Source organism: Brevibacillus sp. FSL K6-0770, assembly GCF_038000275.1.
In the GTDB taxonomy this organism is placed as follows: domain Bacteria; phylum Bacillota; class Bacilli; order Brevibacillales; family Brevibacillaceae; genus Brevibacillus; species Brevibacillus parabrevis.
On record NZ_JBBOBQ010000001.1, the window covers coordinates 313,963 to 334,809 of the forward strand.

Annotated in this window: 20 protein-coding genes and 2 pseudogenes; 13 read left to right on the forward strand and 9 right to left on the reverse strand. The window is 50.3% G+C overall.

Going from position 1 to position 20,847, the window contains the following annotated elements; translation table 11 throughout:
* Positions 1-53: 53 nt before the first annotated feature.
* Entirely contained in the window at positions 54-1,106 is a 1,053-nt protein-coding gene (locus NST23_RS01870; protein ID WP_063229073.1) for a 2,3-butanediol dehydrogenase, read from the reverse strand.
* Positions 1,107-1,439: 333 nt separating this feature from the next.
* On the opposite strand from NST23_RS01870, the gene NST23_RS01875 reads away from it, so the two are divergent.
* Positions 1,440-2,483, forward strand: coding sequence for a LacI family DNA-binding transcriptional regulator (locus NST23_RS01875; protein ID WP_122962171.1), 1,044 nt, complete (start codon positions 1,440-1,442; stop codon positions 2,481-2,483).
* 73 nt (positions 2,484-2,556) lie between these two features.
* On the opposite strand, the gene NST23_RS01880 is transcribed toward NST23_RS01875, so the two are convergent.
* The gene (locus tag NST23_RS01880; protein ID WP_173597907.1) at positions 2,557-3,162 is read right to left on the reverse strand and encodes a TetR/AcrR family transcriptional regulator; all 606 of its coding nucleotides are present in this window, start codon (positions 3,160-3,162) and stop codon (positions 2,557-2,559) included.
* A gap of 130 nt (positions 3,163-3,292) precedes the next feature.
* On the opposite strand from NST23_RS01880, the gene NST23_RS01885 reads away from it, so the two are divergent.
* A complete protein-coding gene (locus NST23_RS01885; protein ID WP_340963002.1) occupies positions 3,293-4,519 on the forward strand; it encodes an MFS transporter in 1,227 nt (408 codons plus the stop codon).
* A 1,216-nt stretch (positions 4,520-5,735) separates the two neighbouring features.
* On the opposite strand, the gene NST23_RS01890 is transcribed toward NST23_RS01885, so the two are convergent.
* Both NST23_RS01890 and NST23_RS01895 read right to left on the reverse strand, forming a co-directional pair.
* Positions 5,736-6,812 carry a hypothetical protein gene (locus tag NST23_RS01890; protein ID WP_122962175.1) on the reverse strand — a complete coding sequence of 359 codons (1,077 nt, stop codon included), beginning with the start codon at positions 6,810-6,812 and terminating at the stop codon, positions 5,736-5,738.
* 67 nt (positions 6,813-6,879) lie between these two features.
* A complete protein-coding gene (locus tag NST23_RS01895; RefSeq protein WP_122962176.1) occupies positions 6,880-7,734 on the reverse strand; it encodes a YiiX/YebB-like N1pC/P60 family cysteine hydrolase in 855 nt (284 codons plus the stop codon).
* 275 nt (positions 7,735-8,009) lie between these two features.
* Here NST23_RS01895 and NST23_RS01900 point away from each other — a divergent pair.
* The 3 genes and pseudogenes from NST23_RS01900 to NST23_RS01910 all read left to right on the forward strand — a co-directional run.
* Positions 8,010-8,198, forward strand: a pseudogene (locus tag NST23_RS01900) (hypothetical protein); the annotation flags it as partial.
* Between the two features lie 235 nt (positions 8,199-8,433).
* Positions 8,434-9,642, forward strand: a complete 1,209-nt coding sequence (locus NST23_RS01905) for an MFS transporter (protein ID WP_340963004.1) — start codon at positions 8,434-8,436, stop codon at positions 9,640-9,642.
* An 84-nt stretch (positions 9,643-9,726) separates the two neighbouring features.
* Complete coding sequence (locus NST23_RS01910) at positions 9,727-9,924, forward strand: hypothetical protein (RefSeq protein WP_340963005.1); 198 nt, start codon at positions 9,727-9,729, stop codon at positions 9,922-9,924.
* Between the two features lie 72 nt (positions 9,925-9,996).
* On the opposite strand, the gene NST23_RS01915 is transcribed toward NST23_RS01910, so the two are convergent.
* Positions 9,997-10,356, reverse strand: coding sequence for a winged helix-turn-helix transcriptional regulator (locus tag NST23_RS01915; protein ID WP_122962178.1), 360 nt, complete (start codon positions 10,354-10,356; stop codon positions 9,997-9,999).
* Positions 10,357-10,531: 175 nt separating this feature from the next.
* Here NST23_RS01915 and NST23_RS01920 point away from each other — a divergent pair, with 175 nt between their 5' ends.
* The 4 genes and pseudogenes from NST23_RS01920 to NST23_RS01935 all read left to right on the forward strand — a co-directional run.
* Positions 10,532-11,374, forward strand: a complete 843-nt coding sequence (locus tag NST23_RS01920; RefSeq protein ID WP_340963007.1) for an aldo/keto reductase — start codon at positions 10,532-10,534, stop codon at positions 11,372-11,374.
* Positions 11,375-11,561: 187 nt separating this feature from the next.
* A complete protein-coding gene (locus NST23_RS01925; protein WP_340963009.1) occupies positions 11,562-12,941 on the forward strand; it encodes a PepSY-associated TM helix domain-containing protein in 1,380 nt (459 codons plus the stop codon).
* A gap of 34 nt (positions 12,942-12,975) precedes the next feature.
* Positions 12,976-13,701 (forward strand): response regulator transcription factor, encoded by a 726-nt coding sequence (locus NST23_RS01930; RefSeq protein WP_122962181.1) that lies wholly within the window; start codon positions 12,976-12,978, stop codon positions 13,699-13,701.
* A gap of 43 nt (positions 13,702-13,744) precedes the next feature.
* A pseudogene (locus tag NST23_RS01935) lies at positions 13,745-14,506 on the forward strand (amidohydrolase family protein); the annotation flags it as partial.
* 141 nt (positions 14,507-14,647) lie between these two features.
* Here NST23_RS01935 and NST23_RS01940 read toward each other — a convergent pair.
* Genes NST23_RS01940 through NST23_RS01950 form a run of 3 tightly spaced genes read right to left on the reverse strand, consistent with a single transcriptional unit; the run spans position 14,648 to position 17,068 of the window.
* Positions 14,648-14,953 (reverse strand): Ada metal-binding domain-containing protein, encoded by a 306-nt coding sequence (locus NST23_RS01940; RefSeq protein ID WP_122962182.1) that lies wholly within the window; start codon positions 14,951-14,953, stop codon positions 14,648-14,650.
* A 10-nt stretch (positions 14,954-14,963) separates the two neighbouring features.
* On the reverse strand, positions 14,964-16,082 hold the full coding sequence (locus NST23_RS01945; RefSeq protein ID WP_173597912.1) for a deoxyribonuclease IV: 1,119 nt from the start codon (positions 16,080-16,082) through the stop codon (positions 14,964-14,966).
* 20 nt (positions 16,083-16,102) lie between these two features.
* Positions 16,103-17,068: a DNA-3-methyladenine glycosylase family protein gene (locus tag NST23_RS01950; RefSeq protein WP_122962184.1), complete on the reverse strand. Its 966-nt coding sequence runs from the start codon at positions 17,066-17,068 to the stop codon at positions 16,103-16,105.
* A gap of 137 nt (positions 17,069-17,205) precedes the next feature.
* Between NST23_RS01950 and NST23_RS01955 the strand changes: the two genes are divergently transcribed.
* The 4 genes from NST23_RS01955 (at position 17,206) to NST23_RS01970 (ending at position 19,645) form a co-directional block, all read left to right on the forward strand.
* Positions 17,206-17,763: a bifunctional transcriptional activator/DNA repair enzyme AdaA gene (locus tag NST23_RS01955; RefSeq protein ID WP_122962185.1), complete on the forward strand. Its 558-nt coding sequence runs from the start codon at positions 17,206-17,208 to the stop codon at positions 17,761-17,763.
* A gap of 107 nt (positions 17,764-17,870) precedes the next feature.
* A complete protein-coding gene (locus tag NST23_RS01960; RefSeq protein WP_340963011.1) occupies positions 17,871-18,971 on the forward strand; it encodes a threonine aldolase family protein in 1,101 nt (366 codons plus the stop codon).
* Positions 18,972-18,983: 12 nt separating this feature from the next.
* Positions 18,984-19,193 carry a hypothetical protein gene (locus NST23_RS01965; protein ID WP_122962187.1) on the forward strand — a complete coding sequence of 70 codons (210 nt, stop codon included), beginning with the start codon at positions 18,984-18,986 and terminating at the stop codon, positions 19,191-19,193.
* 65 nt (positions 19,194-19,258) lie between these two features.
* Positions 19,259-19,645, forward strand: a complete 387-nt coding sequence (locus NST23_RS01970; RefSeq protein WP_173599708.1) for a VOC family protein — start codon at positions 19,259-19,261, stop codon at positions 19,643-19,645.
* A 56-nt stretch (positions 19,646-19,701) separates the two neighbouring features.
* On the opposite strand, the gene NST23_RS01975 is transcribed toward NST23_RS01970, so the two are convergent.
* Complete coding sequence (locus NST23_RS01975) at positions 19,702-20,793, reverse strand: helix-turn-helix transcriptional regulator (protein ID WP_122962189.1); 1,092 nt, start codon at positions 20,791-20,793, stop codon at positions 19,702-19,704.
* Between the last annotated feature and the right edge of the window lie 54 nt (positions 20,794-20,847).

Sequence of the window (20,847 nt, forward strand, 5' to 3'; positions counted from 1 at the left end):
CTGTCCGCTCTTTGTTTTGTGAGAGGGAATTATCATATTGGAATCGTTTTCGGTTACGCTTTTGGACTGACGAGGATTTTCACCTGATTCTTCTCTTTCAGGAGCGCTTCGAAGCCGTGATCGACGATTTCGTCCAGCTTGATGCGTTGGGTAACGAGCTTGTCCGCCGGGAAGAAGCCTTTTTCCATCAGGCTGATTACGGCCGGGAATACGTCGCGGTAGCCGATGATGCCAGTCATGGAGCGTTCTTTCATGACGATGTTGTTCGGCTTGATCGACGCTTCGCGTTCAAAGATGCTGACGATCATGATTTGTCCGGCGATTTTCGTAGACTCGATCGCTTGGGTGAGAACTGGTGGCACGCCTGTTACTTCGAAGGCAATGTCAGCCCCGCCGTTGGTGCGGTTGTGAATTTCCTGAACCACGTCGTATTCTTGTGGGTCGAGGACGATTGCGCCCAGCTCTGCTGCCTTGCTTTTGCGCTCAGGAGACAGCTCGACAGCGTAAATTTCTGCTGCGCCTGCCGCTTTCAACGCTTCGATCACGAGCAATCCGATTGGTCCGGCACCGAAGACGACTGCTTTGTCTCCTGCTTTCAGTTGGCTGGAACGCACAGCGTAAAGAGCTACAGCAGATGGCTCGACCAGTGCGCCTTGCTCATAGGAGAGGCTGTCCGGGATTTTGTGAACCATGTGTTCGTCGCAAGCAACGTATTCCGAGAAGCCGCCACCGCCGCCAGCGAGGCCGAGGAAGCCCATTTTGCTGCACAGGTTGTATTTGCCCTGGTTGCACGCCGCGCAAGTGCCGCACGCGAAAACAGGTTCAACAACGACGCGGTCGCCAACCTTGATATTTTGTACGCCTTCACCGATCTCGACAACTTGTCCGGAAAATTCATGTCCCATGACAATTGGCGCTTTTTCGCCAGTGAGCGGGTGAGCGGTTCCTTCCGGGATGAAGATTGGTCCAGCTACGTATTCATGCAGGTCGCTTCCGCAAATGCCGCACCATTCCACTCTGATTTTTACCTGTCCTTTGCGAGGTTCAGGTTGTTCGATTGTTTCCAGACGGAGGTCCTTTAAACCATGCCAGCGTAACGCTTTCATAAATGGTCAGCTCCTTGTAGGTGGATAAAATATATGATGATCGGAATCAGTAATTAAAACAGGAAACGTTTCCGAAAAATAATATGTCATAACTTTGACATATTGTCAAACTGTAATATCGAGTGGAAATCGTGCGACTGATTGTTGAGTGGGAAATCGAGCGAATGTTTTTGGTTTGGCTGAAAATATCCGTTGTTGCATGCGTGAAGCGCTCTGACCGGGCGTGGCGTTTGCATTACCGCCAGAGCCGCGTGTGATATAATAACGATAATAAAAGCGGCAGATTCGTAAGAAAGCAGAAAACGATTCCAAGCAGGAAAGGAAAGCATTGCATTGGATACCAATCATAAAGTGACGATTGAAGACGTGGCGAAAAAAGCAGGGGTAGGAATTGCTACTGTGTCGCGAGCGATCAATGACAGCGAAGGGATCAGCCCGAAGACGAAAGCGCTGGTTCTGCAGGTGATTGAGGAACTCGGATTTACCCCGAACACTTCTGCGCAGAGCCTGAAAGTACGCCAGACGTATCAGATCGCGCTGGCTGTGCCGGACATTCGCAACGCGATTATCCCGGACATTGCCTGGTCTGTGGAGCAAGCGGCGAAGCAGCACGGCTATCGCGTCGTGCAAATCAACACGTCAGGCAATGCGCGGACCGAGCTGGAGACTGTCCGTGAGGTGAAAAAGCTGCACGTGGACGGGCTGATCATCATGCCGCTCGCCTACCCGAAAACGCTTGTTCCGCTGATCAACAAGGCGAGCGTCCCGGTTTCGATTATCAACTACGGGAAAAGGCTTGAAGAAAACGTGAAGGCCGACGTCGTCAGCATGGCTCGCCAGGAGGGGCGGCTTGTCATGGAGCATCTGATCAAAATCGGGCGGACGCGGATTGCTTACGCCGGGGCGCCTAAAGACAAGATCGAGGAACGCTACTTTGCGTACGAAGGATCGCTCAGTCACGTCGATCCTTCGCTGGTGTATTTCGGCGAGGACTTCTCCTTTGAGACTGGCCGCCGGGCCGCTGACTATTTTTTCAGCCTGAAAAACATGCCGGACGCCATCTACGCGGTCAACGACATGGTGGCGATTGGGATCGTGAATCGCTTCAAAGAGCTGGGCGTTCGCGTTCCGGAAGATGTGGCGATCGTGGGGATCGACAACAACGTCTGGACGACGATCACGACTCCGCAGATCAGTTCTGTGTCCATCATGGGGGAGGAAGTGGCACGGCTGGCTACCGAGCTGCTTTTGAAACGGATTCGCGAAAACGGTTCCGGTGCATATGAGCGGGTACAGTTTGAACCGAGGCTCATTGTCAGGGAATCAAGCGTGGCGATGATTCGCAAGTCGCCGATGGATAACGAGCTGCCAAGATGAAGGAAGCCGAGAGATGGACAGGAAGGAATTGCTCCTGCGATCTCTCGGCTTTTTTTATTGGGGAAAAGCCGATTTATTTCAGCGGCTCTCTCGTCAGCAACAGACCGTTCAATAAAGCGGTGAGGCTTTGCAACGCTTTGGACAAATCCGCTTCCGGCGCGTCGGAGTTGGCGAGCCAAAAGGCCGTATCAGCCAGGCCGCCGTTCAACAGCCGGGCAAGCGCTTCGTGGTCTGTTTTGACAATCATGCCATCTTCCATCAACTGGCGGAGCGTTTCCGCCATCGTCGCCAGGCATTGGGACTGGGAGGATTGCCAGTAGGCATTGCCCAGGATGGAAGGTGCGTCCCGCAGGACAATGCGCTGAATCTCCGGCTCAAGCGCCATGGCGAGATAAGCGCGGCAACGGCAGACAAAGCCTTCCCATGCATTTTCCGCTTCTGTGGAGATGGTGGCGAGCTTTTCGTCCATTTCTGCGTCGATTTGCTTGACCACTTCTGCGAGCAGACCTTTTTTGTCTCCGAAATGATGGTAAAGCGCTCCGCGGGTAAGTCCGACAGAGGCTGTGAGATCGTCCATGGATGTGTCCGCATATCCGATTGTGCCAAAGGCTTGTCTGGCTGCACTTACCAGCTTGGCGCGGGTTTCTGTTAGCATTTCTTGGCGTGTCTTGCGGGTCATGGGACTCCTCCTGTTTGATTGGTATGGATTGACATACGTCGCGTATGTTTTTATGATATTGGCATACGGGACGTATGTCAACTTGAAAGGACGGTCGTGACAAGTCATCCTACATTTACGGAGGTGCACCATGTTTCGCTCATACGGTGAGATATTTCAAACTCCTGGAACGAAGGGGTTTTCTGCGGCTGGCTTTATTGCCAGAATGCCGATTTCCATGATGGGGATCGGAATCGTTACCATGCTGTCTCAACTGCGAGGCGAGTATTGGCTGGCAGGTGCTGTGGCAGCGACGTTTGCCTTGGCATCTGCGCTCTTGGCTCCCCATATCTCGCGGCTGGCTGACAGGCTGGGGCAATCCCGCGTGCTGCTGCCTGCTGCGGGGATCAGCGTAACCGCTGCTGCTATTTTGCTTTTATGCACAAGGCTCGGGGCGCCGGACTGGACGCTGTTTTTGGCAGCGCTGTTCGCCGGGGGAATGCCGAACATGGCAGCGATGGTGCGCGCTCGCTGGGCTGCGATTTTGGGCGGCTCCCCCAAGCTGCACACCGCGTTTTCTTTTGAATCGGTGGTGGATGAGATTTGCTTTATTGTCGGACCGATCGTTTCCGTAAGCTTGAGTGTGGCAGTCTTTCCCGAAGCGGGGCCGCTGTTGTCTTGCCTTTTCCTGCTGACAGGAGTGGTGCTGTTTACGCTGCAAAAGGGTACAGAGCCAAAAGTGCGCCCTATTGATCCTGAGGAAAAAGGGAGCGTCATCAAGCTCGGCTCCTTGCAGGCACTGGTGTTTACGCTCGCAGCCATGGGTGTCATTTTTGGCGCGGTGGATGTCGTCACGGTAGCTTTTGCCGAGGAACAGGGCAACAAAGTCGCTGCGAGCATCGTGCTATCGATATACGCAGTCGGCTCGTGCCTGGCTGGGCTTGTGTACGGTACGCTCAGTCTGAAAGCGCCTTTGCACCGACAATTTTTACAGGCAGTCGCGCTGTGCATGGTCATGATGCTGCCGCTGTTTTTGGTGAGCAACCTCTTCTCCCTCGCCATCGTCGTGTTCTTCGCTGGCCTGTCAGTGGCGCCAACGATGATTGTGACGATGGGGCTGGTGGAAAAAATTGTCCCGCGATCGATGGTGACAGAAGGCATGACATGGGCTATTACAGGCTTGGGGATTGGCGTGGCGTTCGGTTCTGCGGCAGCGGGCTGGGTGATCGACGGGTTCGGTTCCCACGCAGGCTTCATGGTGGCGATTGTGGCGGGAGTTTTGGCCATGCTGATCGCGGGATTGGGTTATCGTTCGTTGCGCTCGGCGCATATTCGCGCCATCTCGCGCGCGGAGGAAGCAGCTGTGAAGCATGGGTAAAGGCGTGTTTGGTAGGAATGTTGCCGTTGGATGCGACTATGAGAAAATTGGAGCTGGGATGAGAGTGTGTAGAACGACACTTTTTCTTAGAGTTTTTATAATGCTCATTCGCAAAATAAAGATAAGAGCGGAAATGAAACCTGTTAAATCAATGATGCACTGAGAACTGGTCTGCCAACTGCTTACATGAATTAAGGAAACCAACGGATGGACAAAAGTAGTTTAGCTTAGCATGCACATTGAACTGTAATACGATATTGTATTTGCTCTGAAATACGGAAGACAGGTGATTTACGGCAAATGAAATCGAAAGCAGGAAAACTCTTGTGGGAGCTGTACGAGCGAAAAGGGGAGAAGTAGTTGTAGAGGAAGCTTGCGCAAATCATATTAATACTGGTCAGCATTCTTTCCCAACTAAGTGTGTCCGAATTCATGGGGGACTTAAAGAGAGAAGCTCACTGATGATTTTTGAAAGTTTGAAAATATAAAGTAACTATAGGGAAGTCGACAGTCCTGTTGAAGAATATATATGTGGAGACGATAGGATGAAGCAGGAAAGTGATTGAAGAATACAAACGAAGCCATCTGTGGGGGAATTTTGAAGGTTAGCGTTCAGGTGAGAGATAGAGGAAGTGAAGTAGAGACAGCGTTCACGTTTAAGGTTTGTAACAGCAGTTGGGAGCAAAAAAGGAAGGAGCCACAACTTTCAACATCACGACAGGTTGTGGCTCATAACTGAATGAAGTATATATGTTGCCCAATATAGAGCATGCTCTTGGTTCAACAAACTGCCAAGTAACGAAGAAAATAGCAGCCCCATTACGTAATTTTTTGACACGTTAATCTGGAAGAGCATTGTATAGGCTCAATAGTAAATTACGTATGTTGATCTCCTCAGTCCTCCCTGAAATTATGAATTAATTTTCTAAGCAAGCTCGCGATTCCCATTCCAATAGATGCAGTAAGCAAATTAATAAATAGAAATGAAATTGACCAAGTCAATGCAAAATATTTTAGGAACAGAATCCCTAGCATCGCATTAGTGAATAAAAGGACAAGAAAATGAATCTTTGGTAAAAAAAAACGTAAACACCCAGTGATAATTATAGAAAGTATATGAAATGCAATTAAATAAGAACCAATAAATATTAAAAATTCCATAATTCCACTTCCTTTGAAGCGAATTGTTAAACAACAAATTACTTTTTTGAACTATCTAATTATTGGTTATATCGAAGTCAACTAATCTTAGATTATCTAGTTTCTCAAGATAAAAATTAGCTAATACAGAGCCATCATCGATGCTATATTGCCGAATAAGTCCTTCATATTTATAGGATTTTCCGTAATATGCTTTATCAAATGTATATAGAACGTGTAATACTTTGCCTTTAATTTTGGATTGGATACTAATTAAATGCTCATTTGATTCATTTTGCAATTTCAAGACACTATTGACCTTATTTTGTTTTATCTGAATAAAAACTCCATTATAGAACAGCACATGTATTCCTTGGTAAGCAGGAAATATTTTAAATACTTTACCAGTTCCGTTTGTAAGGGGTATCTCTTGAAGATTATCTGCTGTATCTATAAATAGCAATTTTCCATCATTAGAATACATATATATCAAATCGTTACTTGTGGTAATGGATCTGAACTCAAATCGGGGAGATCTGCCAAGTACAAATTTTTTTACTATTTCACCATTGAAATTTACTTTTAATATTTGCTCTTCTTTAACTGTTGGGTCAAATGTTAATACATATATATGATTATTAAAAAAGGTTCCGCTTGTGAAAAATCCATTATTTAGAACAAATTCGACAGGTTCACTTTTAGCGTTAAGTAAATATATTCCACTCGTGTAAGAAATAATTCCCTTCTCTTTTTTTTGCCCCCAGTTGGTGATAAATGTAATTTTATCATTGTTATAGAATGTATTTGTAATTCCTTTTCCTGACTCAATTCTTTTCTTAATTAACCGCCCATTTTTAGAAAGAATATAGTAATCGCCTTTATATCTAGAAGAAATATAAAAATCATTCTTATGCTTAATAAGACTATTTAATGCTCCTTGGTCAATACTCTCTTCATTTATTTTTTTGTCTTCAGAATATATCTCTAATTTACTTTTGTTCTCTATAAATGAAGTGCGAAGTATTATGTAATTTTCTGCATTTTTATTAATCTTATATGAAAGTTGTCCGGTGCTTAACATTATTATACTTAAAACACCTGTAACTCCAAAAACTAACAGAAAAAATTTAAAACGTAAATATTTACTTCTCATAGACTCTCCTTTTTAATATAGACAGAAAGGTAGGAAAATACGGGATTTTCCTACCTTTCTTGTGCTTTTAGATACCAGCACTGTAGAATGGGATAACCTTCGAAGAATTAGCAATATCTTCTGGCCATACTTCATCTCCGCCATCAGAATCTAGGTTAAAGCCTTGGTTATACCATGCACGCCAGACTATTTGTGAGCAGTAGAAAGATGTAGTGTCCCATTTGTCGAAGTAATTAAAGTTGTAAGGTTTGTACAAGTTGTCCTCAGCGTATAGTGCAGCGTCAGTGTAGTCGGATAAAGAAGCTTTTTTTACGTGATATCCTGCCACAGTATCGTATCGATTTGCCCAGTCATTTATGTGCCAATAAACGCCGTCAATTTTCGGCGCTTGCGGACTCCACCCTTTTGCGAACGACTCTATAGTCCAGGAGTTGCTATCCTCAGATACAATAGCAGCATGACCTCCGTAAAACGTACCTGAACTTTCTGATCCAGAATCAAGTGTAATCAGTATATCGCCATAAGTGCCAATCTGCCCGGTTCCAGATGTCGTTTCCAACTGAAGTTCCCCAGATTCTTCATTGTAAGAGAAGTTCTGTTTCTCAAATTTAGGATCGATTGACGTAATAATACGGATCATCTCAACCTTTTCATTCTTTTTCCCTAGGTTGGCTTTCTGTTTGTCTACTTCGTCCTTAAATTCTTCACGTTGTTTTTGGATGATTTTCGACCAGTTCTCCCTTGTCTGTTTGAGTCGTTCTTGTCTCTGGTTCAGCAATTTGATTACCTCTTGTTCGCTTTTCCCACTTGCTAAGGCAACTTTTTGAATTTCCTCATTGTTGTACTCTGATTCAGCATTCACGATACTTAATGGGCTGGATATTAATGCAAAGATAGCAAAAGCGCTCAGTAACTTTTTCATAAAGTCCTCCTAAATTAAAATTGTAATGATATAAACAGGATGGAAATTGCGAAAAACTTACCTTTTTGTCCCGAAGTGTAAGTAGATAACTTTTTATGAAAAATTTTACATTTTTTATTTTGTATGTCAATGCTATTTGCTAAATTAATTCTATTAATTTGACTACGCTTATGCTCACTCATTTTTTCCTGTTTTTAGTGCTAAAATTTCATTAGCTTTTTGCTACTTACAATCCACATGATCACCTTTTGACTGATCATCTTTTATTTTGCTGTATGACGATGATCGTGGTGACGCACGAGATGGGCTTTGCCCGCGAAGTGGCAGACCGAGTCGTCGTCATGCACGATGGCAGGATCATTGAAGAAGGCCCGCCAGCTCGGCTTTTTTCTGCGCCAAGTCATGAACGAACCAAACGATTTTTAAGCCAGCTGTCGTCAGAGCGTCTCACCGGCCAGTTATAAAGGGCCGAGAGACGTTTTTTTGTGCAAAGGGAACGCGGGCCAGGCAGGCTTGAACAGATTTATCCGGCGCGCCTAAGGCACTTTTTTGTGCCTATGCTACTAAAAAGTACGTACTTCCGCTAAAAGCTCGCATGCTCGATAATGGCAATCAGCAACACAACATATTCGCCAATCATGATGCGCAAGGGCCCTGCCGAATGACTGGCAAGTAAAATAACAGGAGGATGTTTTCATCATGAGCACAGCTATCAACCGAGAGCAGCATGAAAAAGGTGCGAAAAACTCCACGCTCGCTTTACTTGCTCTCGCAATCAGTGCATTTGGCATTGGAACGACGGAGTTTGTCATTGTCGGTCTGTTGTCTACTGTCGCGCAAGATTTGCATGTAACGATCACGCTCGCCGGACTTTTGATTTCCGGCTACGCGCTGGGCGTGGCTGTGGGAGCGCCGATCATTACCGCGCTGACCAGCCGAATCCCGCGCAAGACGCTGCTGCTTTTGCTAATGGTGGTCTTCATCGTCGGAAACAGCGTCGCTGCGCTGTCATCAAGCTTTGCTTTGCTGCTCATTGCCCGTTTCATCACGGCCTTTTCCCATGGTGTCTTCTTTTCCATTGGCTCGACCATTGCGGCAGACCTGGTGCCTGAAAATAAACGGGCAAGTGCGATCGCGACGATGTTTACCGGATTGACGGTCGCCACGGTTACAGGTGTGCCTTTGGGAACGTTTATTGGTCAAATGTTTGGCTGGAGAGCGACGTTTTGGGGCGTAGCCATCCTTGGCCTGATTGCTTTGGTGGCGACCGCGATACTCGTTCCCAGCCAGTTGAAAACAGGCAAGCTTGCCTCGCTGAAAGACCAAGTGAAAATTATCACAAATAGCCGATTGTTGCTGGCCTTCGCCATTACGGCACTCGGTTACGGCGGAACGTTTGTCACCTTTACGTTTTTGACGCCGCTTTTGGAAGAGATCACAGGCTATCATGCCAATGTCGTCAGTCTGATTTTGCTTGTGTACGGCATCGCTATTGCCATCGGTAACACAGTCGGAGGGAGGGCAGCCGACAAAAATCCGCTGCGAGCGTTGTTCTTCATGTTTGTGGTTCAGGCAGTCATTTTGCTCATTCTTACGTTTACCGCGCCGTTCAAGGTGGCAGGCACGATTACGATTATGTTGATGGGCTTGCTGGCGTTCATGAATGTGCCAGGGCTGCAAGTATACGTGGTGCAGCTCGCGGAAAAATACGTTCCCGGCGCGGTGGATGTGGCGTCTGCGATCAATATTGCCGCGTTTAATCTCGGAATCGCCATCGGAGCTTTTGTAGGGGGAATCGTCGTAGATTCGCTGGGCTTGATTCATACGCCGTGGATCGGCGGAGTGATGGTGTTGGGGGCGGCGATTCTCACCGCAGTCAGCGGAAAACGGGAAAAGGCGCGACGTTGATTGGCTGCGTTCTTGAAAAAACGAAGCAGGCTGTGATCTACTCGCGGATCACAGTCTGCTTTTTGTGTGGAGGAGGACGCGTATTTGCCTGCCAGTTCGTCCAACACTTCGATGAGCGGCAACGTCTTTTTCAGACCAGACTCGCGAAAGTTCGCCGACCATTTCCCGCATTTCACTGGCAACCGAGGAAAAGGAGTAGACCATGCCATTGCCGTTGCTGAACTGCCAGCAGCCAAGCCCCAGCGGCGACAGCAGCAGGTCAGAGTTGCCCAGCTGGCGTAAAACAGGAGATGCAGTTGCTTCCAAGGTGAACCTATCCTTTTCTCAATCACATGAATGGGGGTGCCGCGGTTGTTATTTATTGAGAATGCTGTCTTCCAATACAGCATATTTGTCCCCGTACTCCTTGATAATATGCTGTTCACCCCAGGCGCATAACGCGTCCAAAATGCTTTTCAGGCTCCAGCCGTACTCGCTCAGCTCGTACTCGACCTTTGGCGGAACCTGATTGTAAGTGATCCGGTTGATAATCCCGTCGTCTTCCAGCTCGCGCAGTTGTTGGGTGAGCATTTTTTGCGTGATGCCGGGCATGAGCCGCTTCAACTCGCTCGTGCGTTTTTTTCCGTGCGTCAGATGGCAAAGAATGACGCACTTCCATTTGCCGCCGATAACTTCGAGTGTGGCTTCGACTGAAATGTTGTACTTCTTTTTCAAGAACGGTTCCCTCCTGCATGCATAGGCACTTTTTAGTACCTATCGCACAAAAAAGTACGTACTTTCTCTTTTGGCTATTGTCTCTCATAATAGCACTTGTCAAACCGTACCCCGCATATTTGACTACTGTAGACTGTCTTTCATAAATAGACAATAGGGATGGAGGAAATTAATCATGGCAAAGCATTTGCAAGAGACTACCACACTGTACAACGGCGTGAAAATGCCTTGGCTGGGCCTTGGCGTATTTAAAGTCGCGGAAGGACCGGAGCTGGAAAACGCCGTAAAAGCTGCGATCCGGCACGGCTACCGGAGCATCGACACGGCGGCGATTTACGAGAACGAAGAAGGTGTCGGACGCGGCATTGTCGCTGGCCTGAAAGAAGCGGGCTTGGCGAGAGAAGACCTTTTTGTGACGTCAAAAGTGTGGAACGCCGACCTTGGCTACGAATCCGCCTTGGCTGCCTACGAAACGAGCCTGAACAAGCTGGGGCTGGATTACCTCGATCTGTACTTGATTCACTGGCCGGTGGAAGGCAAATTCAAAGAAGCGTGGAGAGCGCTGGAAACTTTGCACAAAGCAGGGCGCGTCAAGGCGATCGGGGTGAGCAACTTCCACATTCATCATCTCGAAGAGCTGCTCAAGGACGCCGAAATCAAGCCGATGGTCAACCAGGTGGAGTTCCATCCGCGACTGTCCCAAACAGAGCTGCGCGCCTACTGCCGGGAGCAGGGCATCCAGTTTGAAGCTTGGTCGCCGCTGATGCAGGGCCAATTGCTGGACAATCCTGTCCTGAAAGGGATCGCTGAGAAGTACCAAAAATCGATTGCCCAAATCATCTTGCGCTGGGACTTGCAGCATGGCGTTGTGACGATTCCGAAATCGACAAAAGAACAGCGCATTGTCGAGAATGCCTCGGTGTTTGATTTTGAGTTGACAAAAGAAGATATGGAGCTGATCGACGGCTTGAATGAAAATCATCGCGTCGGTCCGGATCCGGACAACTTTGATTTTTAATCGATACAGAAAAAGGGTATAGAGCCGCCTCTATATCCTTTTCTTTTTGGGAAGCGGGAACTGAAACTTGTCAATCTTCCGACACATATTCATGCCCAAAATAGCCAGGTTGAGTCATGTAGCGAAACGGGCAATCGTCATATACTCAATTTCGTAAAATCATCAGTACGAGGGGGAACGCGGGTATATGGCGATGCCGCAAACGTATCAGCAAGAAGCAACAGAGGAGCCACAAAAGGAAAAACGCTTGTATGTGGCGATCTGGCGGTGGCATTTTTACGCAGGAATTATTTTTGCTCCTTTTCTTATTTTGTTAGCGATTACTGGCGGAATTTATTTGTACAAGCCGCAGATTGAAGCGTGGATGTACAAGGACCTTTACTATGTCGCGGCGGGACATACGGCTATATCGCCGACGATGCAAGTTGAGGCAGTAAGACAGGCTTATCCGGAAGCCGTCATCACACGCTACCGTCCGTCTGATGAGCCGACACGAACAGCCGAGGTCGGCATTGTCGAACACAAGGTCAGCAAAACTGTCTTCGTCAGCCCGTTTGACGGCAAAATCGTCGGCGAGCTGGATGATCAGAACAAGCTCATGCAAGTCATGAAAAAGCTTCACGGCGAGCTGATGGCAGGGAAAACAGGCGACCGGATTATCGAGCTGTCAGCCTGTTGGGGAATGATTTTACTCGTAACCGGAGTCTATCTGTGGTGGCCGCGCAACACAAAATCGCTGTACGGAACACTGATCCCGAGATTCACGAAAGGAAAACGCATTTTCTGGCGGGATTTGCATGCTGTGCCCGCTTTCTGGCTCTCTTTGTTTACCGCTGTACTGATCATGACAGGCTTGCCGTGGTCTGGCGTCTGGGGCGATTACGTCAACAAGGCAGCCACTTCCGCACAATCCGGCTACCCCGACCAACTGTGGGGTAGCGTACCAGAGTCAGTGATCCCGACAAAGGCTGTTGCCGAAGTATCGTGGGCTGCCGAAAACATGCCCGTGCCGGAATCCGCTCAAAAAGGCGGAGTACAAACATTGCCGTTGGAACAAGTAGTCAACATTGCTACTGAGCGCAAAGTCCCTGCCGGATATACGATCAATCTGCCCGAAGGAGAAAAAGGCGTCTATACCGTGTCGGTTTTCCCGAAATCTCCGGTAGATAACGCGACGCTGCACATCGATCAATACAGCGGCAAGGTGCTCGCTGACTTGCGTTTTGCCGATTACGGGACAATGGCAAAAGCAATCGAAATCGGCATCGCTTTGCATGAGGGGCGCTTTTTCGGCTGGCCGAACCAGCTTTTGGCGGCATTGACTTGCCTCGGCTTGGTAGGCATCTCGCTTACCGGGCTGATCATGTGGTGGAAACGCAAGCCGGCTGGCAAGCTGGGAGCGCCAGCTTTGCCGAAAAACTACAAGCTGATGAAAGGCGTCGCAGCCATCATCATTGCGTTTGGACTGTTTTTCCCGCTGGTGGGCATTTCCCTGGTTGCCGTGCTGCTTGTCGATTTGCTTGTCATCAGGCGCATTCCTGCGGCCAAGCGATTTTTGGGAGCGTAGGGAGCAGTTGCAAAAGCGAGGAGGGAGCGGCGTCATGGGAGATCATCCTGCTACAATCTTGATCGTGGACGACGAGGAACGAATCAGGCGTATTTTGCGCATGTATCTGGAAAATGCGGGATATGTCGTGGATGAGGCAGAGGACGGATTTGCAGCGTTGAAACTGGTCAAACAGATCGATTATGACCTCATCATACTCGATCTCATGATGCCCGGTATGGACGGGATCGAGCTGTGCTTGCGTCTGCGCGAAACAGATCCGGTGCCGATTGTCATCGTATCGGCCAGAGGGGAGCAGGCTGACCGCTTGCGAGGTTTTGAGGCGGGAGCGGATGATTATGTCGTCAAGCCGTTCAGCCCGCACGAGCTTGTATACAGAATCAAGGCCATCCTGCATCGGACTGCCAGTCTGCAAGAAACAGGCAAAAAAAGCAGCGGCTCTCCTGTGGCGATCTCCTATCCCGACCTTTTGATCGAACCGCTGGCTCATCGGGTCACGGTCAGCGGAAAAACAGTGGGACTGGCTCCCAAAGAGTTTGAGCTGCTGTATTTTCTAGCGCTGCATCCCAATGAGACGTTTTCGCGGGAAGATTTGCTGCAAAACGTCTGGAATGACGAAACCGAGCGGGATTCCCGCACGGTTGACGCCCACGTGCGGAAAATCAGAAAAAAGCTGTCCCAGCGCTCCCCGGAAGCGGCGGGGATGATTACGACCGTCTGGGGCTGGGGCTATCAGTTGTGCGCTGAGAATCGCAAGTAACGCCCGGATCGTGTCTGCTGCTGACGAGCTGAGCGAGGATAGCATCGAGCGGGAAGACGCCAGAGGGCTGTTGGCTATGCCGACCTTGCTGGAAAAGCACGTCCACCTGGACAAGACTTTGTTGGGCGAGGAATGGCGGGCAGTGATCCCGGCCGCAAACGTGATCGAGCGCTGCGAGATCGAAAAGCGGATTTTGCCGGGGATTGCGACGTCCACCAAGGAACGAGCGGAAAACTTCCTTGCTGTCCTGCTGTCATACGGCTCCACCCATGTGCGTACTCATGTAGACATTTATCCGGAAGTAGGAATCTCCAATCTGGAGCAGGTTCAGGCCGCGCTTGCGACGTATGCGGATCGGCTGACGCACGAAATCGTCGCGTTCCCGCAGCACGGGCTGTTGCGCACCAAGGCGAAAGGACTCGTCAGGGAAGCGCTGCGGCAAGGCGCGACACACGTCGGCGGCGTGGACCCGGCGACAGTCGATCAGGACATTGAAGAGTCGCTCTATCAGATGGTCGATTTGGCTGTCGAAGCGGGGGCGGGTATCGATTTGCATTTGCACGACCACGGTCATCTCGGCACGTTCACCATGAAGCGGCTGGCAGCCATGACCACGGAGGCTGGTTTGCAGGGGCGAGTTGCGATCAGTCATGCTTTTGCCTTGGGCGACATCCCGGCGCAGGAAGCGGAAGAGATGGCAGCCGTGTTGCGGGAAGCGGGTATCTCCATCGTCACGAGCGTCCCGTATTTCCGAGTCATTCCGCCTGTTCCCCTTTTGCACAAAAATGGCGTGTCTGGCAGCGTGAACGAGTAAAGCAGCGAAGAAAGCAAAAAGCCCAAAAGCTGGCTTCCGTCATCGGCACGGGCCAGCTTTTTGGCGTGTAGGATTTACTGTAGCTGTAGGAAATGCATGAATACACAGCGGTCGCATGTCGCTTCCAGCAGTTTATAGGGAGCGGTCCGCTTTCCACAAGGCGTATTTGTCAGGCAGGCAAACTGCACAGGGCCGATAGCCCGCAGCGACAGCGGTCTTTTCGTCAGCGAAAAATACGCGATGGGCTACATATCCTCCCCGTGCGATGGCACGCAGAGCGGAGGGGCAGTCCAGCCGTCCGTATATTTTTTTCCGCCGATAGCCACCGATTGTACCCGGAGTTTGGCTTCGATACAACCGACCGTCACTTCCGAGAAGCAAGTACGTTTTTTCTTTGGCTGCACCGCTGTTCAGGTCGAATCTGCCAGAGAGATTCATGCGGCCTGGCTTACGAGAATTTCGGGATGGCAAACCAGGCGGTCAGGCGTTGATTCAGCTCTTCCTCGGAAAGCTCCGGGAACAAGCGTGCTTCGTGCGCCATGTCGTACAGTCGTTCCATCGGCTCGCGACCGTCCGCTTTTTTGGCTTTCGCGTCGTTTTTCAACAGATCCCAGATGCCGACGACATATTCGCGTCTGGTCACATCTTGCTTGCGGAAGAAATAGTCCAGCCGCTCCACGTGATCCATAAATTCGTCGCCGAAGCGCTGTTCGATCTCGCCGCGCAGCAGGGCGATCTCGGCTTTGTACATCGGGCGCTCCTTGCCTTTTTCTTTTCCGATCCACGGTGTTTCCAGAACGAGCGGCAGGTGGCGGATTTTGTCGTGATTGACGATGTAGTTCATCGCGTCAAAGCCGATCAGCCCGGCACCGATTGGCGCATGGCGGTCTTTTCCGGCGCCGCGGAAGTTTTTGCTGTCGTTCAGGTGAACGACACTCAGGCGGTCCAGGCCGATGGTGCGGTCAAACTGCTCCAGCACACCGTCAAAATCGTTGACGATATCGTAGCCCGCATCGTGAATGTGGCACGTATCCATGCAGACGGCGAGCTTGCTGTTGTCTTCGACTTTTTCGATGATCGCGGCGAGTTCTTCGAAGCTGCGTCCGATCTCGGTTCCTTTTCCGGCCATGGTTTCCAGCGCGATCTTGACGTCAGTGTCTTTCACGCCGGCGAGAACTTCATTCAAGCCCTCGGCGATTCTGGCAATGCCGTACTCCGCGTCCTTGTCGGTATAGGCGCCGGGATGGAGCACGATGTTTTTGACGCCGATGTAGTCAGTCCGGCGAATTTCTTCTTGCAAAAAGCGGACAGCCAGTTCAAACGTGTCTTCTTTATAGGAGCCGAGATTGATAATGTAAGGGGCGTGCACGACAATTTCCTCGACGCCCTCTTTGGCCATGACAGCTTTGCCTTCTTCAATGTATTGGTCTTCGATCGGTTTGCGTCTTGTATTTTGCGGCGCTCCCGTATAAATCATGAACGTGCTAGAGCCGTAGGTGGCGGCTTCTTCTGCGGCATTGAGCAGACCTTTGCCGGAGAAGGAAACGTGCGAGCCTATTTTCAGCATGCGAGTGAAACCTCCTTTGGTTAGTAGAGAAAACGCCATAAGTAAAAGGTGGCGTAAGACTCCCAGCCTGTCCAACTGCTGGACAGCGCCAGAATTTCGGCTTTGGTCGGTTTTGTCTCCGTACCCTGAACATATTTGATGGCATTGTGCAGGCCGACATCGTCGATCGGAAAAGCAGACGGCATCCTCAGACAGCGCATGAGGACATAGTTGGCTGTCCACGGACCAATCCCGCGAATGCTGATCAGCTTTTTCTCCGCCTTTTTACAATCTCCTCCGTCCCATAATAGCTCTTTCGATAGTTTCCCTTCAACGATGAGTTGTGCAACACCGATCAAATACTCGCACTTTTTCGTGGTCATCCGCAGCGCTTCCAGGTCTTGCACGGTAAGTTCGGCGATCACTTGCGGCGCAGGATGCACCCAAAAAGTTCGCCCTGCGTGCTCGACCCGTTGCCCGAAGCTTTCCACGAGACGTCTTTTCAACGTATAGGCATACGTCAGGTTGATTTGCTGTCCGATAATCCCCCAGCTCATCGCTTCAAACAGGTCGGGGATGCCCATATTTTTCAGCCCGTAGTAAGAAGCGACAGCGTTTTTTAACAAGGCATCGTTTTGGGCCAGGTCGTAAAACTTTGTCAGATTGGTTCCCAGATCAAACCAGTCGTAAACGTACTGCGCTACTTGGGCGCGTACATTTGGCGGCGGAGCGTCTCCGAGAAAACGAACAGACAGCTGCCCGTCATCGTCGGCGCGAATTTCTACGACAGGGATGTCGCCGTCAACAGGAATCGCTTTGTACAGCCGATCTCCTTCAATCTGGTACAGGCACTCGTTGTTGCTGCGCGACAAGTAATGGAGGTTTTGGGAAAATGAAAAAGGTTGTTCGGTATGCAGGATCAGTTCCTTCTTATTATCGACCCAAGCGTTGGCAGGTAGACATTGGCGTGGCAATTCCGTATATATTCGTTTGTTTGTATTCATCATCAAACAGCCTCCTTTTGGCACTCTCTTAGTTGTATCGCAAGAAAAGCTGGACTGTCATTTCGTTATCTTGCTATTTTATTTACAACAGAGCACGAAGCGGTTCGCTTGGGGGTATACTGACGGTGGAGGTGGGCAACATGGAGCTTGGGATTACTGAGGAGCGATGGCAAGCCATCATCAATAACGATGCGACCTATGATCAGCAGTTTTTTTACGCGGTGAAGACGACGGGCATTTTTTGTCGCCCATCGTGCAAGTCGAAGCCGCCGAGATGGGGAAATGTGCGGATATTTGAACAGGCGAGCGAGGCGATTCGCGAGGAGTTTCGCCCGTGCAAAAGGTGCAAGCCGACGGGTCAGCGCCTGCCGGATCGCGAGTGGGTCGCACAAATGACGCAATATATCGACTCTCACTACACCGAAAAGCTGAGCTTGGCCCATCTGGCAGACATGTGCCACGGCAGCCCCTACCATTTGCATCGCACGTTCAAGCGAATCAAGGAAATGACGCCTGTGGAATACATTCAGCAGAAACGGCTGGACAAGGCAAAAGAGCTTTTGGCTCAATCAAACAAGTCAATCGCCGCGATTTCCACGGAGGTCGGCATGCCAAACACGCCGTACTTCATTACGCTGTTCAAAAAGACGACAGGGAGCACCCCCAGCGAATACCGTCAATTGCACTTGAAGCAATAATTTTGAGAAGGCTGCGAAAAAGATATGGTATCTTGGATAAAGGGGCATGGCAAAGCCGCATGCAAACAATCGCAGCCTACTCAGCTGGAAAAAGGGGACCTGTCGACATGGAAGATCAGAAAACGTTGCTGCAAGCATTCAATCAGACGACCTATCAGTTAGCTGGGCACAGCAAGAGAGATATCCGCCAATTGCAGCTTGTTTTTCAGGAGCTGGATGGCGACCTCCAGGCGGATGTGTACGGAACGGGAGCGGTCATCGAGAATTTTCAGCATAAAATGGCAAAATATTTGGGAAAAGAATCCGCCGTCTTTTTCCCGAGCGGTACGATGGCACAGCAAATCGCCATGCGCATCTGGTCCGAGGAAAAAGGCATCAACCGGGTGGCGTACCATCCGCTTTGCCATCTGGAGATTCATGAAGAGGAAGGGCTGCGCAAGCTCCACGGCATCGACGCGGTGCTGCTTGCGGACAAACACCGGGTAATTACGCTGGACGATGTCCTCGGCATGACGGAGGAGATTTCCTGCCTGCTATTGGAACTCCCGCAGCGTGAAATCGGCGGACAACTGCCGTCCTACGAGGAGCTGCAAGCAATCTCGCGCCACTGCAAGGAAAAAGGCATCCGCTTGCATCTGGATGGAGCAAGGCTTCTGGAAATTTTGCCATACTATCAGAAAACGGCCGAGGAAGTATGCGCGTTGTTCGATAGTGTCTATATCTCGATGTACAAAGGAGTCGGCGGCATCGCCGGAGCGATTTTGGCCGGAGACGAGACTTTCACGAAAGAGGCCGTGATCTGGAAAAGGCGCCATGGCGGCGATCTGATCAGCTTGTATCCGTACATTTTGACTGCCGAAGCCAACTTTGAAGCGAGAAAGGGCAAGTTCGGCGAGTATTACGAGCAGGCCAAAGACCTCGCCAGCAGATACAACCAATGCCACGGTGTCACCACCATCCCTGCCGTACCTGTATCAAACATGTTCCATGTGCATGTCCGTTTGCCCAAAGAGCGTTTCGAGCAAATTCTTCTTTCCATTTGCGAGGAGACAGGCGTAGGAATCTCCCATTATGCGCGGAAGGTAGACGAGCATTCCAGCTACTACGAAGTGAGCATAGGCGATCGCTATGCGAACGTTCCCGCAGAAAAGCTGGCAAGCGTCTTTCAGGTGCTCGATCAGAAGCTGAGAGAGGCGTGCCAGGAATAGAAGGGAGCTTCCATGACTGTAGCGAATGGATTTTGGATCAGACCGTATGAGCAAGACGACTTTCCTGCTATCGCCGCTTATTGCTTGCCGGAAGAGCAGGCTATTTATACTTCGCTGCCAGTTGACGTCGTTGCGGTCTCGCAAGCGAATGCCGAGCAGCGAGCTTTTGTCGTGTATGGCGAGGAATGGATTTTTCATCTTGCCTTGCCCAAAGACAGGTAGGTAGGAAAGCAGCCCATCGGGGGTACACTAGCGAAATAGGCTGAAAAGTAATCAGGAGGTTCCTTATGCGAATCAGTTTGGCGAGTGTTTTTGTAGACGATCAGGAAAAGGCGCAAAAGTTTTATACGGAGATACTCGGTTTCGTGACCAAAATGGACATTCCGATGGGAGGGGCCAAGTGGCTGACAGTGGTGTCTCCGGAAGAGCCGGACGGTGTACAGTTGCTTCTGGAGCCGAACGGAAATCCGGCTGCATCGACCTACCAAAAAGCGATTTTTGAGCAAAACATCCCTGCGACGGCGTTTGAAGTGAGTGACGTCAACAAAGAGTACGAGCGCTTGACTCAGCTCGGCGTAGTTTTCAAGACGCCTCCGACCGAGGCTGGAAACGTGATCCTCGCCGTTTTGAACGATACGTGCGGGAACCTGATCCAGATTTATCAGATGACATGATCGCAACAACAAAGCAGCCTGATTGCACCGGAATAGTGGTGCGACCAGGCTGCTTTTCATTTCCCTTCGCTTGCCTCCACGCCGAATCTCGAAAACAGCTGCCAGATCAACTCGCGTCTGCTGGATACGCCTGTTTTCACAAAAATCGACTTCAAATGATCCTGCACCGTGTAGGCAGAGATGTGCAGCCTGTGCGCAAGCTCTTTGGTAGAGAAGCCGCGCACGATCAGAGCGAGCAGCTGTTTTTCACGCTCGGACAATCCGTAAGCCTCGCACACAATCGGAAGAATATCGGCTGGCTTGGCCGGGCTGAACAAAACCGCCAGATGGACAGCTCCGTCCTGGCCGTGCAGCGGACTTGCCTGAATCGCGACATAAGGGCCATCAGGCATGCGGATGCACACTTTTGCCATGGACGCTTTCGGGTCAGACTCGTTCAATTGCGCCAACGCCCGGGAGCAGACAGCGCGCACTGGTCGCGGCAAGGTGCGGCGATCGATCGACTCCCACTTGCGCAAAAGCGAAAGCCATCTGTCTGCGGTCGTGTTGGCCGATTGGATCGCCAATTGATCAGACATGAGCAAAATCCCCGTCTCTTCCTCCATCCAGGAAGTCTCCTCGGCAGGCAGGGACAGGCTCGTTTTTCGCAGCTGGTAGGCGATCAACGGTGCCAGCTCCGCCATCCACTCGCGCTCTTCCTCGCTAAAAAAAGGCCGCCCCTGAAAGCGAAACAACGTTAAAAATCCCCAGCAAGCTCCATCGTACTTGAGCGCCGCACGCAGTTCATCGGCAAATCCGGCAGGGAACAGGACATGGCGGTAACGCGCGCTGCGCACAAGCTCGCCTCCGGTTGCCTGATGAAGCGTGGCGACCGCTTCTGCTGACTGGCTCAACTGATCGTACCGATTGAAGTCTTCACGCAGGTACTCATATTCAAAAATCCCGTGATGAATCGCCTCAATCCCGTCCTCGGTTATGGCCCCTGTAGACAGAAGCGTCTGCGGGTCTACCGCCGTGCAGCACGCCCCGTCAAAAGGCACGAACTCCCGCAGCTCCTGCAAAAGCGCCGTCCGGTAGTCCTGAGAAGAGGAATGCCGCTTTGCCAGAGTCAGCAGTTTTCGTTTGCTTGCTTCCCATTTTGCATTCATCTGTGCTCTCCTGTGCGTGTAGATTCAGTGGATTCGCAGAAAAATCCCATATTT